The following is a 13,080-nucleotide window of genomic DNA, read 5'->3' as shown; positions in this document are numbered from 1 at the left end:
GTTTTAAAGAAAACAGGGAAATGCACATTATATATTACAGTGACGACACGAATAACAAACGTTACTAATAAACAAACATAGAAAGCTAATACGTGCGCCCCCATAGCGTGTGTGATTAGGAAGCTAATTGCTCCTAAGATAGAAGCGATTGCGTAAATTTCTTTTCGGAATACGTAAGGGATATCTTGAGCACAAATGTCACGCAAAATACCGCCTCCAATACCTGTAATGACTCCCATTGAAACAACTAGAAATGAGGCGTCAACATGATGTGACATTGCCGCATTTGCACCAATAGCTGTAAAAACGCCTAAGCCAACAGCATCAGAAAGCATAATAACGACTTGAAGTTTATTGATGCGCTCAAAAAACATACAAGTAAATAATGCTGATAATACACTTACGAAAAAGTAAATGGGTTTTACAAATGCGACAGGGGGCAGGTTACCAATCATAATATCACGAATAATACCGCCGCCGAGCGCAGTAGCTACAGCTAAACAAAGGACACCAAATAAATCTAAATCTTTTTTTAAACCAACTAATGTACCAGAAATGGCAGCGGCGATAATGCCAAGAAACGTAAATATATCGATTAATAACATGGCCTTAATCCCTTCCTCTTAAAGATGTTCCAGAGAAAAAATATACACTAAAGTATTGGAAATAACAATTACTTTTCGTTACATGTAGAAAAACGGATAAAATACATAAAGAAAGCGTTTGAAAATGTTTAGGAGAAAACGAAGCAAGGTTAATCTTTAGTTGTAGGATAGCCGAGTGGGTGTTTGTGTGTAATTATTAAATTTATATTTTTATAAATAAATTAATAAATGTTACTATAATGCCGATAATAAGTGGAAGAGTGTTAGATAGTTTTTATAGAGATAGGGAAGGATAGCTAAAGGATAATGTTTTCTAGTACTACTTACGCTAGATTTGGTTAGTTTCGGCATAAAAATAAGTTCTCAATTTAAATATGAGTTATGTTATAATTGCTAGGTGTGTTTTGAAGATAAAAATTATGATTAAAAGATAATGTTAAGATTTTGTATGGAGGTCTTGGAATGTTAGCAAATCAAGCTAGGGTTAGATTTGAGCGTTTTTTGCTCTTTTTTATTATTTTACAGCCTGTTTTAGATTTATTAACGTCTCTTAGCATCACTTTATTAAAGTCAAATGCTACCGTTGGAATTTTAGTAAGATTCCTTATTATGGCTGTTGGTGGTATTTACATTTTAATTCAGGCAAAAGAGAAGGAAAATAGAAAGTTTTTAATTTATCTTATATTATTAGCGGGAGTTTTAGGGATAGGATTTATTAATAACAAACTAGTCAAAAATCCTATTGTACTTAGTGAAGAGGTTAAATTCGTTGCGAAAGCATTATATATATATATCATGCTGGGATCATACATTTTAGCTTTAAAATCATTGAAAAAGAAGGTTAATATTAGTGATAAGGTTCGAAATAGTATTGTATATTCTACATTAATCATTAACGCAATTATGGTTATTTCTATTTCAACATCTACTGACTTTGGTAGTTATGAATGGATGAAGGTTGGTTCTCGAGGTTGGTTCTATGCAGGGAATGAACTAGGTTCAATCTTAGCTATTATTTTCCCTATTGTGGTACTATATTCTATTCAAAAAACAAAGAGCTGGAAACACATTTTATATTGGATTCCATCACTTTTAATGATTTATTCGCTAATTCAAGTTGGTACAAAAGTAGGAATGGGCTCAATTGGTGCTACGTTAGCGGCAGCAATCGGGATCATTGTACTACAATTATTATTTGATAGAAAAAATCCGAACAAAAAATCCCTTGCGCTTAATGCAGTAATTGCTATTGTCCTATTAGCTGGTGTAGTTGGAACGTTTAAACAAACGCCATTAGCACAAAATATGGGTATTCACAATAATTATTTATCAGAGCAAAATGTAGCACAGCAAGGTCAAAAAGAAAAAGAAATTAAAGAGAAGCTGAAAAAAGAACAAGAACTTAAAGCAAAAGAAGAAAAGCATCATAAAGGTGAAAAGCCAGAAGAAAAGGCGAAGATAGAAGAGGAAGTTAAGAAAGAGCTTGAGAAAGAGCAAAAGAAAGAAAATCAAGAAAATCTTATTTTCAGTGGACGTCAAGTATATGAAGAAAGACATAAGCAGTTCTTTAAAGAAGCGCCAACGTCACAAAAGTTATTAGGAATGGGTTATGCAGGTAACTTTAAATACAATGAACAAAAGCAGCCAGATCCAAAACTAATTGAAATGGACTTCCATGATTGGTTTTATGATTTCGGGATTATTGGCTTTGTATTACTAATGATTCCATTTATTTATTACGGGCTAAGAATTCTACTAGCATTTGCTACGAGATTTAAGGACATATTTAATATAAAATATGGAATGATTTCAGCAAGCTTATTGTTAGCGTTAGGTATTGCTTATATTGCAGGACATATTTTAACAGCACCAGGAGTTGGGATTTACTTTGTAGTGGTGTTAGCTTATCTAATAGTAGACCTAGAAATTGAATGATAAAAATAAAAGCTAACTTTTGTTAGCTTTTATTTTTTAGTACAGTAAAATAAAAATAGATGGAAACGTAGCGAGGATTTAAAGGAGGAAAAAATATGAGAATATTGCATATGAATGCAGGAGCAGAAGATGGAGGAGGGAAAACACATATTATTTCACTTCTCGATCAGTTTCCAACTGGTGAAGTAGAATTAGCAGTATTTGAAGATGGAATTGTTGCGAAGGAAGCAAGGGAGTTAGGGATAAAAGTCCATGTGTTTTCACAAAAATCGCGCTATGATTTATCCATTTTAAAGAATATAAGTGAATTTATTAATAAAGAAAAATTTGATGTAGTTCATACACATGGCCCTAGGGCTAATTTCTATGTTTCTTTAATGAAAAAGAGAATAAAGGCAAAATGGGTAACGACTATTCATAGTGATCCATTTCAAGACTTTACTAAACAGGGCTTAAAAGGTTGGATTTTTACGAAATTAAATTTGAAAGCCTTAAAAAATATAGACTTATTTTTCGTTGTAACAAATAGATTGAAAAAAAGTCTGGCAGCATTAGGTATTTCAAATGAAAAGATGCATGTTATTTATAATGGAATTGAATACGATAAGGAAAAAGCAAAAGGCTATAATAAAAAAGAAATGTTCAATATTGATGAAGATGTATTTACGGCAATCCAAGTAGCACGATTACATCCTGTCAAAGGACATGAAGTTTTATTCGATGCGTTACAACAAACAAAATTAGAGAAAATTAAAGTATTATTAGTTGGCGATGGCCCATTAGAAGAAAATCTAAAGTCATTAGCTACTGAAAAAGGGATTAACGATAAAGTAGAGTTTTTAGGACATCGTCAAGATGTAAAACACTTATTTGCGTCGTCACATGTAAATTTATTAACTTCCCATAGTGAAGGGTTCCCACTAGTTTTATTAGAAGCGGCAAATCAGCGCGTACCATCAATTGTGACTAGGGCTGGAGAAATTGAACCATTAATCGTAGATGAAACTTACGGATGGATTGTGCCGACAGGTGATGGAAAGGCATTAGCATTAGCTTTAGAAGAAGCGTATGATAAGTGGAAAACTGGAGAGTTAGCAGCAATGGGTAAACATATTTATGAGCATGCTACTATGAACTTCTCACTTCAGAAACTATATGAAGATACAAAGGAAACATATAAGCAATTAATAGCGAAAAACTTGTAATGATAGAGAGGATAGTTAACTATGGCAGTACAAACAGTTGATATTCTAGGCGTTCCTTTTTCTACAATGACAATGGATGAAACGGTCCAATATTTAAAAGAACAACTAGAAGCGGAGCGAACTCATACGTTTCAGGTAGTAACAGCAAACCCTGAAATTGTTATGTGCGCAAAAAAGGATGAAAAGTTCTATCAAACATTATTGAATACAGATTTAATTACACCTGATGGTATTGGGGTTGTAAAGGCAAGCGGGATGCTTGGTACACCTTTAAAAGAACGTGTAGCAGGTTTTGATTTAATGTGTAATTTACTTGCGAAGTTATCAGAAGATAGTAAGCCGGTATCTGTTTTCTTATTAGGTGCAAAGCCGCATGTTGTACAAGCTGCAGCAGATCATTTAACAAAGACATATTCAGCTGTATCCATCGCCGGTATACAAGATGGTTATTTTAAACAAGAAGACGAAGAGAATATTATTTCTCGCATTCAAGAAGCAAAACCAGATTTATTACTTGTTGCACTTGGTTTCCCGAGACAAGAGAACTTTATCCAAAACAATAAGCATCGTTTAGAAACGAAAATGGCTGTTGGAGTAGGTGGAAGTTTAGACGTATGGGCTGGAGAGGTAAAACGTGCACCAAAATGGATTCAAGCGATTCATTTAGAGTGGTTTTATAGATTATGCAGTAATCCAACACGCTGGCGTCGTCAGTTAGTATTAGCGGAATTTTTAAAAGAAGTAATGCGTTCGAAAAAGTAGCGAAATATCGCTGCTTTTTTTATTTGTTCATTTTTAATAAATTGAAACTTTAATCAGTGAGGCATCCCCACAGATTATTAGCTCTCACCAATCGGGATAGACGTTTTACTTTTTGGGAATGATGAAGGAGAATTTTTTACACAAAAGTATTTTACTTATACAATTCACACATGTAAAATGATGTGTAAAGACACCTGTGTGAGGAGGACTTCTAGTGGGCAAGGTTAAAGAAATTTCGAAGCGCAAACTACTAGGTATAGCTGGGCTTGGATGGCTATTTGATGCAATGGATGTTGGAATGCTTTCATTTGTAATGGTAGCCTTGCAAAAGGATTGGGGATTAAGTACGCAAGAAATGGGCTGGATAGGCAGTATTAACTCAATCGGTATGGCAGTAGGAGCGCTTATTTTTGGGATACTATCAGATAAAATAGGGCGAAAATCAGTCTTTATTATTACATTATTATTATTTTCTATCGGTAGTGGTTTAACTGCATTAACAACAACACTTGCGATGTTTCTCGTTTTACGCTTTTTAATTGGTATGGGGCTTGGCGGAGAGCTTCCGGTTGCCTCTACACTAGTATCAGAGAGTGTTGAAGCGCATGAACGTGGGAAAATTGTTGTGTTATTAGAAAGTTTTTGGGCAGGTGGATGGCTAATTGCAGCTCTTATCTCGTATTTTGTTATTCCTAAATATGGTTGGGAAGTTGCGATGGTATTGAGTGCAGTTCCAGCATTATATGCTTTATATTTAAGATGGAATTTACCGGATTCCCCAAGGTTCCAAAAAGTTGAAAAAAGGCCATCTGTTATTGAAAATATAAAATCAGTTTGGTCTGGGGAATATCGTAAAGCAACAATTATGCTATGGATTCTATGGTTTTGTGTTGTTTTTTCCTATTATGGAATGTTCCTTTGGTTACCGAGTGTAATGGTGCTAAAAGGATTTAGTTTAATAAAAAGTTTCCAATACGTACTTATTATGACATTAGCTCAACTTCCAGGATATTTCACAGCTGCTTGGTTTATTGAACGTCTCGGTCGTAAATTTGTTTTGGTTACGTATTTAATCGGGACAGCTTGCAGTGCTTATTTGTTTGGGGTTGCGGATTCATTAACAGTATTAATCGTGGCAGGTATGTTACTATCCTTCTTTAACTTAGGTGCTTGGGGAGCATTATACGCCTATACACCTGAGCAGTATCCAACGGTTATTCGTGGTACAGGTGCAGGAATGGCAGCAGCATTTGGTCGTATTGGTGGTATTCTTGGGCCACTATTAGTGGGATATTTAGTTGCTTCAGAAGCTTCACTATCATTAATATTTACGATTTTCTGTGGATCAATTTTAATTGGTGTATTCGCTGTAATAATACTTGGACAGGAAACGAAGCAACGAGAATTAGTATAAAGTGAAAATTTGAACGTATCCCTGACCGTTTATTATCCTACACTACTCGGCTCTTTATAGGCAGTTAGTGCGGGATAAAAGGGGAGAGGAAACCGAAGTGGTTTCCTTTTTTCTGTTTTTTTAGATAAATAATGGTATAGTAAGAAAAAGGGATTATTTCTTATAAAAGCGAATGTATACAACAGGACATATGGACAAAGAATTAGGTGGTTGAAGAAATGAAAATTTTACTGATCATGGAAGAGGCAGAAGAGAGAAGAGAGTTAGCTGAAAATTTCACTGAAAATATGAGAAATGTAGAATGTTTTGAAGCAAAGACAGGAACAGAATCTTTATTTATGATGAAAAAACATATACCAGACTTTGTTTTTTTAAGTTCTAAATCACTAGATGGTACTGGTTTTGAATATGCAAGTTTATTACGAGAAATAAATTGCTATACAAAATTTATTTTTGTAGGTGAAAACATAGAAGAATCTATTACAGCTTTTCGTTTCCAAGCATTTTATTATTTATTGCGACCATTTCGTGAAGAAGATTTACAATTTCTTTTATATAAAATAGGTAAAGAACAAGGTGAGAAAGCAAAGAGTTATTTGCGAAAACTACCGATAGAAAGTCAAGAGGGTATACGATATATTCTTCCAGAAGATATCGTATATGTAAGTAAAAATAAAGAAAATAAAACTGTTTCAATTTACACAACGAATAATCAGTATATTTCAACATATACACTTCAGGAATTAGAAAATAAGCTAAATGCATATGATTTTTTACGTGTACATAAAAGCTATTTAATTAATATGTCATATGTAAAAGAACTGAAACCTTACTATAATGGCACGTATAATTTGTATTTAGATAGGTATGATGAGCAACCGATTCCAGTCAGTCGTAATTATGTAAAACGCCTTCGAAATAACATTGAATTATAGTAGGTAATGAGAGTATTTTAACATGATAAACTGAAAATCCTTCATGATAGGGAGGATTCAAGTTAAATATTCAGAAAATTTAGTACAATCTCCACTAAGAAATAGTATTGGGGGAATTGTATGTGAAGACATTGAAATCGATCTTACTTTGGGGCGTTATTACAGCAGTAGGAGCAGGTGCTTTTGGGGTAATAGCTTTATCACAAGGTGAAACCATTAATGCTGTATGGCTCTTAGTAGCTGCCGTATGTGTATATGCAGTTGCTTACCGCTTTTATAGTAGATTTATAGCGAGAAAGGTTTTTAATTTAGATGATAATCGGCAAACACCAGCCCATACATTAAACGATGGGAAAGACTATGTTCCAACAAATAAGTGGGTATTGTTTGGACATCACTTTGCAGCGATTGCTGGGGCGGGACCTTTAGTAGGACCGATTTTAGCAGCACAAATGGGATATTTACCAGGAACCATTTGGATTATTGTTGGGGTAGTTGTTGCGGGGGCTGTCCAAGATTTTGTCATTTTATTTGCTTCGATGAGACGTAATGGTAAATCGTTAGGAGAAATGATTAAGGATGAGATTGGACCTGTTACAGGACTAATTGCAATGATAGGTATTTTAGGAATTATGATTATTTTATTAGCAGTATTAGCGTTAGTCGTAGTAAAGGCACTAATCGGAAGTCCTTGGGGAATGTTTACGATAGCAGCAACGATTCCTATCGCTATTTTAATGGGAGTTTATATGCGCTATATTAGGCCTGGTCGTGTTGGAGAAGGATCAGTAATTGGTATTATCCTACTTATTTTATCTCTTGTTGGAGGACAGTATGTAGCAGAAAATCCAACACTTGCAAGTATGTTCACATTTAGTGGTGAAACAATTGCTATTATGCTTATTGTATATGGATTTATCGCATCGGCATTACCAGTTTGGATGCTTTTAGCACCACGTGATTATTTAAGTACATTTTTAAAAGTCGGAACAATTGTAGGGTTAGCAATCGGTATCTTAATTGTAGCACCAGATTTACAAATGCCAGCAGTTTCGAAATTTATTGATGGAACTGGTCCTGTGTTTTCTGGAAACTTATTCCCGTTCTTATTTATTACTATTGCTTGTGGTGCAGTGTCTGGATTCCATGCTCTCGTTTCATCAGGTACGACGCCGAAGATGATCGAGCAAGAGGGACACGCACAGCCAATCGGTTATGGAGCAATGTTAATGGAGTCGTTTGTAGCAGCGATGGCGATGATTGCGGCTTGTGTATTAACACCGGGAACGTATTTTGCAATTAATAGCCCCGCAGCACTTATCGGTACAGATGTTTCGCAGGCAGCTCAAGTTATTTCCTCATGGGGATTTGCTATTACACCAAATGAACTAAAAGATCTCGCTGTAAATGTTGGAGAGCAAACAATTTTATCACGTACAGGTGGTGCGCCAACATTAGCGATAGGTATGGCATATATTTTCTCACAAGTAATAGGTGGAACGGCCATGATGGCATTTTGGTATCATTTTGCGATTCTCTTTGAAGCTCTATTCATTTTAACAACAATTGATGCCGGAACGCGTGTCGGCCGATTTATGATTCAAGATATTTTAGGGCATGTATATAAGCCATTTGGGAAAACGGATTCTACATTAGCGAATGTAATCGCTACAACATTATGTGTATTAGGGTGGGGATATTTCTTATACCAAGGGGTAATAGATCCGCTCGGTGGAATTAATACATTATGGCCACTTTTCGGTATTGCAAATCAAATGCTAGCAGGTATTGCATTATTACTTGGAACGACAATTTTGTTCAAAATGGGAAAAAAGGCGTACGTTTGGGTAACACTTATTCCAACTGTCGGGTTGCTGATTGTAACGATGACGGCGGGATATCAAAAGCTATTTCATGAAAATCCTAAGATTGGATTTCTATCGCATGCAAAGGTATTTCAGGGAGCATTAGATGAGGGAAAAGTGTTAGCGCCAGCAAAAAATGTTGCTCAAATGAAGCAAATTATTTTCAATGATTATATCGATGCAGCGCTTTGCGGAATTTTTATGATAGTTGTAATCGCTGTGTTAATTTCAGCACTTCGAATTTGGATCCAAGTATTAAGAAATAAGCCAATGCCGTTAAAAGAGGCACCATATATTCCTAGAGATGAAAGTGAGTCGAGGAACTATGCTTAAAAAGTTGTGGCAAGTATGGGGTGAAAGAAAACGCTTTATTAGTTTGCTCGTTGGGGTACCAAGTTATGAAGTATATGTGGAGCATATGAAAAAGCATCATCCTGAAGAAGAGGTTGTATGTCAAAAGCAATTTTTTGCTGAGGCACAAGAAGCAAGATTTAATGCAAAGGGTGGAAAAATATCACGCTGTTGTTAATGAAAAAGGGCGAGTTTTCGCCCTTTTTATTTTTTTGCTGTTTCACGTGGAACAGCAAAAATAAACAAAATATTTGGGAATTAAAGGTATTTCGTATACAATAAGGTGAGGAAGGGGATAGATGGAAAAGTAGGGAGATTATTTTATGTTAAGGGACTTATTTGTAAATACAACAATTATTCTTTCCTTTATTTTTATTGGAGGTCAGCTTTTAAGGGATAAGCCGTTAAAAGAAGGATTCTCTTTTGGGCAGAAATGTGTAGTAGGCATTTTTACTGGGATACTAGGTATAGTATTAATGTATTTCAGTGTTCGTGTTGGTACCATTCTATTGGATTTACGCTACTTAGCTGTTATTCTAGCTGTTATTATTGGAGGACCGATAGCGAGTACCATAACAATTGGTATGATTTTAGTAACTAGGCTGTTGTTTATGGATTATTCATTAGCTTCTCAAGTGGCTTTTTATACAATCATTGCGATAGGAATAGGGAGTATCTTTATTTCGCGCATGAAGCTTTCTTTAGGGGGAAAGTGGGTATGGTTACACACATATATTTTATCTATTCTAATCCCAGCGTTATATATATGGTTAATTAAAGAGATCCACATAGTGGGATTATATTTAATTTCTAGTATTATTACAGGTTACATAACATTCATAAGTGCAAATTATGTTTTACAATCCAATGAGTTATTTCAAAAGATGAAACAATACGCAACGATAGATGCATTGACAGGTTTAGGAAACGTAAGACAGTTTGATTTAGAGATGAATCGTCATATTAGTAATAAGAACATGAAAAATGATTCGTTTTGTTTACTACTTATAGATATTGACCACTTTAAGTATGTAAATGATACGTACGGGCATCCTGCAGGGGACGAAGTGCTAAAACAAGTAGGATGTATTTTACGAGAAACTTCACAATTTCCAGATTTGGCTTTTCGAAAGGGTGGAGAGGAGTTTGCGCTTTTGATACCGAATAAGGGATTAGCTTACGGAATTCTTACGGGCGAGCAAATTCGTACAGCTGTTGAAAGTCACTCATTTCAATTGTTAGATGAAACGAAAATAAAAATTACAGTTTCGGTGGGGGTTTCAGAATATGAAGGATCACCGGAGCAATTTATTCAAGCGGCAGATGATGCGTTATACTACTCGAAACGAAATGGTAGAAATAAGGTCAGCTCTGTATCTTAAAGATAAGATGACCAGAAGACATAAAGCTTATAAAAAACACTCACAGAGGCAATGTATGAACTTTGTGAGTGTTTTTTATTTATATATTAGACAAGTTCTTTTGATACAACAAATTTACGATATGCACCATGGTGAGTTGGACCTACGTATTCGTTAATTTTGAATGAGTAACGAATAGCAGCTGTGATGAATTCTTTAGCAGTTTTTACTGCTTCTTTCACAGGTTTTCCTTTTGCAAGTTCTGCTGTAATTGCAGCAGAATATGTGCAACCTGCGCCGTGTGTATTTGTCGTATCAATTTTTTCTGATTCTAGAAGGTCGAATGTTTCTCCATCATATAGGACGTCGATTGCAGTTTCCGTACCAAGTTTGCTACCGCCTTTAATTAGGACGTATTTCGCACCTAAAGCATGGATCTTTTTCGCTGCTTCTTTCATGTCTTCAAGAGAATTAATCTTTACGCCACTTAATTGGTAAGCTTCAAATAAGTTTGGTGTTACAACTAATGCCTTTGGAACAAGAACGTCACGTAAGCAATCATTCGTTTCAGGATGTAATGCTTCATCAGCACCTTTACATACCATAACAGGGTCAACTACTATATTTTTGAAATTGTGCTTTTCGATTGTTTCTGCAACCATTTCAATAATTTCTACTGATCCAAGCATACCTGTTTTTAAAGCGTCTACGCCAACACCTTCAATTGTTGTTTCTAATTGTGGTTTTAATGTAGAAGCTGGGATTGGAAATACGTTATGTGCCCAACCGTTATGTGGATCCATCGTTACGATTGTTGTAAGAGATGTCATTCCGTATACGCCCAGTTCTTGGAATGTTTTTAAATCTGCTTGTATACCAGCACCGCCACTTGTGTCAGAACCAGCGATAGTAAGTGCTTTATTTAATGTCATTATGAAAGCCCCCTCGAGTGATATAATGAAAACTATGTTCTCACCATTATATCAATGTTACGAATAAGTACAAAGTGAAAAGTAGATGATTTATTTTAAGAGCTATTTAAAATCTTGTATGCAGGAGACTGAGTATGTTTCGAGATAATCGTACAAATGAATTAGTTATATTAAAGGAAATTGCAGAAACATTAAATACATCAAATGATACATATCATGTATTGCAAGCTGTCCTAGAGAAATTACTAAGTGTAACAGGCTTAACGACAGGATGGATTTTTCTTGCGGATGAAAATGGGAAGTATACGAAGTTAATTGATTATCAATTACCAGAGGCACTTACATATGAAAATAAACGCCCGATGTGCGAAGGTGAATGTTGGTGTTTACGAGGTTTTGTAGATGGAAAATTAGAGAGAGCCGTTAATATTATTGAATGTAAAAGAATTAATAATGCAATTGAATATAATTGGGGGGATACGGAGGGCATTCTTCATCATGCTACGGTTCCTTTAAAAGCTGGGGGAGAAAAATTTGGGGTGTTAAATGTTGCAAGTCCGGGTAAAACACATTTTTCAGAAGAAGAATTAGTATTACTCCAATCGGTTGCCTTCCAAATTGGTACGGCTTTAAAGCGAACAAAATTATATGAAAATGAAAAGAGAAGAGCACATTATTATGTGAAATTAGAGCGTTTCATTCAAGATTTAAAAACGATTCATAAGTTTAATGTACTACCTGAAAAGGTGGTAAATCACGTAGGTGAAGTATTTCAATGGAATCAAGTAGCGCTTTTTATTAGGGAGGAAAAAGAATTATCTCTGCGAGCGTCTTACGTTCAGGAAGAGTTAAAAGAGGATATAAAAGAGGCGGCCAAGAAGGCGTTAGAACAAGATGAACCAGTTCTAATAAAACATCAAATAGGACATAATGTACATCTAAATCGAGCTGTTATTGCTACACCAATACATATTCAAAACCATATATTTGGTGTTTTATGTGTTAGCTTGAATAATGGAGAGTTGGATGCTAATACAATAGATGTAATTCAAGCATTATCGAACCATGTTTCGTTAATAATAGAGAATTTGAGGTTAAACGAGCAGCGCCGTGAACTTGTGCGAATGGAAGAAAGAAATCGGTTAGCAAGAGATTTACATGATTCTGTTTCGCAAAAATTATTTTCATTAACCTTCATGACAAAAGGCGCTGAGGCAGTTTTAAAAGGTAAAAATGAAAAGGTAGATCAATCTTTGTATGAGATGCGTGAACTGGCGCAAGGAGCTTTGAAAGAAATGAGGACATTAATTTGGCAGCTTCGTCCGGCAGGATTAGAAAAAGGATTATTGCCAGCTCTAAAGCAGTACGGTGAAAATTTGGGACTGAAAATTAGGGAGCAAGTTACGGGTGTTCGTGATTTACCTCGTGTAGTAGAAGAAGCTTTGTGGCGCATAGGCCAAGAAGCACTGAACAATGTAAGTAAGCATGCAGGTATAAAAGAAGCGACGATTTATTTTACAGTGAATGAGAAAAATGTATCATTAGAAATAGTTGATCAAGGAAAGGGATTTGTGGAAAAGAATATAAAAGAAAAGAAATCACTAGGTATGATTACGATGCGTGAAAGAGTAGAATTAGTTGGTGGAACAATTAAAATTGTAAGTAGTAATAAACGAACGAGCGTAAAAGTAAATGTACCATTATGATGTGAAAAT

At 35.2% G+C, this 13,080-nt stretch carries 11 protein-coding genes; 9 read left to right on the top strand and 2 right to left on the bottom strand.

The window, feature by feature from the left end; translation table 11 throughout:
* The coding region (locus ACQGSG_RS05750) for a trimeric intracellular cation channel family protein (RefSeq protein ID WP_426947072.1) at positions 1 to 605 on the bottom strand (605 nt) is incomplete at its 3' end.
* Positions 606 to 1,067: 462 nt separating this feature from the next.
* Here ACQGSG_RS05750 and ACQGSG_RS05745 point away from each other — a divergent pair.
* The 8 genes from ACQGSG_RS05745 to ACQGSG_RS05710 all read left to right on the top strand — a co-directional run bounded on the left by ACQGSG_RS05745 (position 1,068) and on the right by ACQGSG_RS05710 (position 10,454).
* Positions 1,068 to 2,540: an O-antigen ligase family protein gene (locus ACQGSG_RS05745; RefSeq protein WP_000880767.1), complete on the top strand. Its 1,473-nt coding sequence runs from the start codon at positions 1,068 to 1,070 to the stop codon at positions 2,538 to 2,540.
* Between the two features lie 95 nt (positions 2,541 to 2,635).
* A complete protein-coding gene (locus ACQGSG_RS05740) occupies positions 2,636 to 3,745 on the top strand; it encodes a glycosyltransferase family 4 protein (protein ID WP_325843023.1) in 1,110 nt (369 codons plus the stop codon).
* 21 nt (positions 3,746 to 3,766) lie between these two features.
* Entirely contained in the window at positions 3,767 to 4,507 is a 741-nt protein-coding gene (locus tag ACQGSG_RS05735) for a WecB/TagA/CpsF family glycosyltransferase (protein WP_000290748.1), read from the top strand.
* A 214-nt stretch (positions 4,508 to 4,721) separates the two neighbouring features.
* Positions 4,722 to 5,921 carry an MFS transporter gene (locus ACQGSG_RS05730; RefSeq protein WP_000521077.1) on the top strand — a complete coding sequence of 400 codons (1,200 nt, stop codon included), beginning with the start codon at positions 4,722 to 4,724 and terminating at the stop codon, positions 5,919 to 5,921.
* Between the two features lie 218 nt (positions 5,922 to 6,139).
* Positions 6,140 to 6,856, top strand: a complete 717-nt coding sequence (locus ACQGSG_RS05725) for a LytTR family DNA-binding domain-containing protein (RefSeq protein WP_325843022.1) — start codon at positions 6,140 to 6,142, stop codon at positions 6,854 to 6,856.
* A gap of 122 nt (positions 6,857 to 6,978) precedes the next feature.
* Entirely contained in the window at positions 6,979 to 9,054 is a 2,076-nt protein-coding gene (cstA, locus tag ACQGSG_RS05720) for a carbon starvation protein CstA (RefSeq protein ID WP_000854311.1), read from the top strand.
* Positions 9,047 to 9,250 carry a YbdD/YjiX family protein gene (locus tag ACQGSG_RS05715; protein ID WP_000914504.1) on the top strand — a complete coding sequence of 68 codons (204 nt, stop codon included), beginning with the start codon at positions 9,047 to 9,049 and terminating at the stop codon, positions 9,248 to 9,250. Before cstA ends, ACQGSG_RS05715 begins: the two co-directional genes overlap by 8 nt.
* 145 nt (positions 9,251 to 9,395) lie before the next feature.
* A complete protein-coding gene (locus ACQGSG_RS05710) occupies positions 9,396 to 10,454 on the top strand; it encodes a GGDEF domain-containing protein (RefSeq protein ID WP_000942901.1) in 1,059 nt (352 codons plus the stop codon).
* 86 nt (positions 10,455 to 10,540) lie between these two features.
* On the opposite strand, the gene pdxK is transcribed toward ACQGSG_RS05710, so the two are convergent.
* The gene (pdxK, locus tag ACQGSG_RS05705; RefSeq protein ID WP_086392776.1) at positions 10,541 to 11,365 is read right to left on the bottom strand and encodes a pyridoxine/pyridoxal/pyridoxamine kinase; all 825 of its coding nucleotides are present in this window, start codon (positions 11,363 to 11,365) and stop codon (positions 10,541 to 10,543) included.
* A 134-nt stretch (positions 11,366 to 11,499) separates the two neighbouring features.
* On the opposite strand from pdxK, the gene ACQGSG_RS05700 reads away from it, so the two are divergent.
* Positions 11,500 to 13,071, top strand: a complete 1,572-nt coding sequence (locus ACQGSG_RS05700; RefSeq protein WP_325843019.1) for a GAF domain-containing sensor histidine kinase — start codon at positions 11,500 to 11,502, stop codon at positions 13,069 to 13,071.
* Positions 13,072 to 13,080 lie beyond the last annotated feature (9 nt).

The sequence above is a fragment of the Bacillus sp. GMa5/1 genome (assembly GCF_050172015.1).
GTDB classification, from domain to species: domain Bacteria; phylum Bacillota; class Bacilli; order Bacillales; family Bacillaceae_G; genus Bacillus_A; species Bacillus_A cereus.
This window is presented reverse-complemented; position numbering and strand designations above follow the sequence as displayed.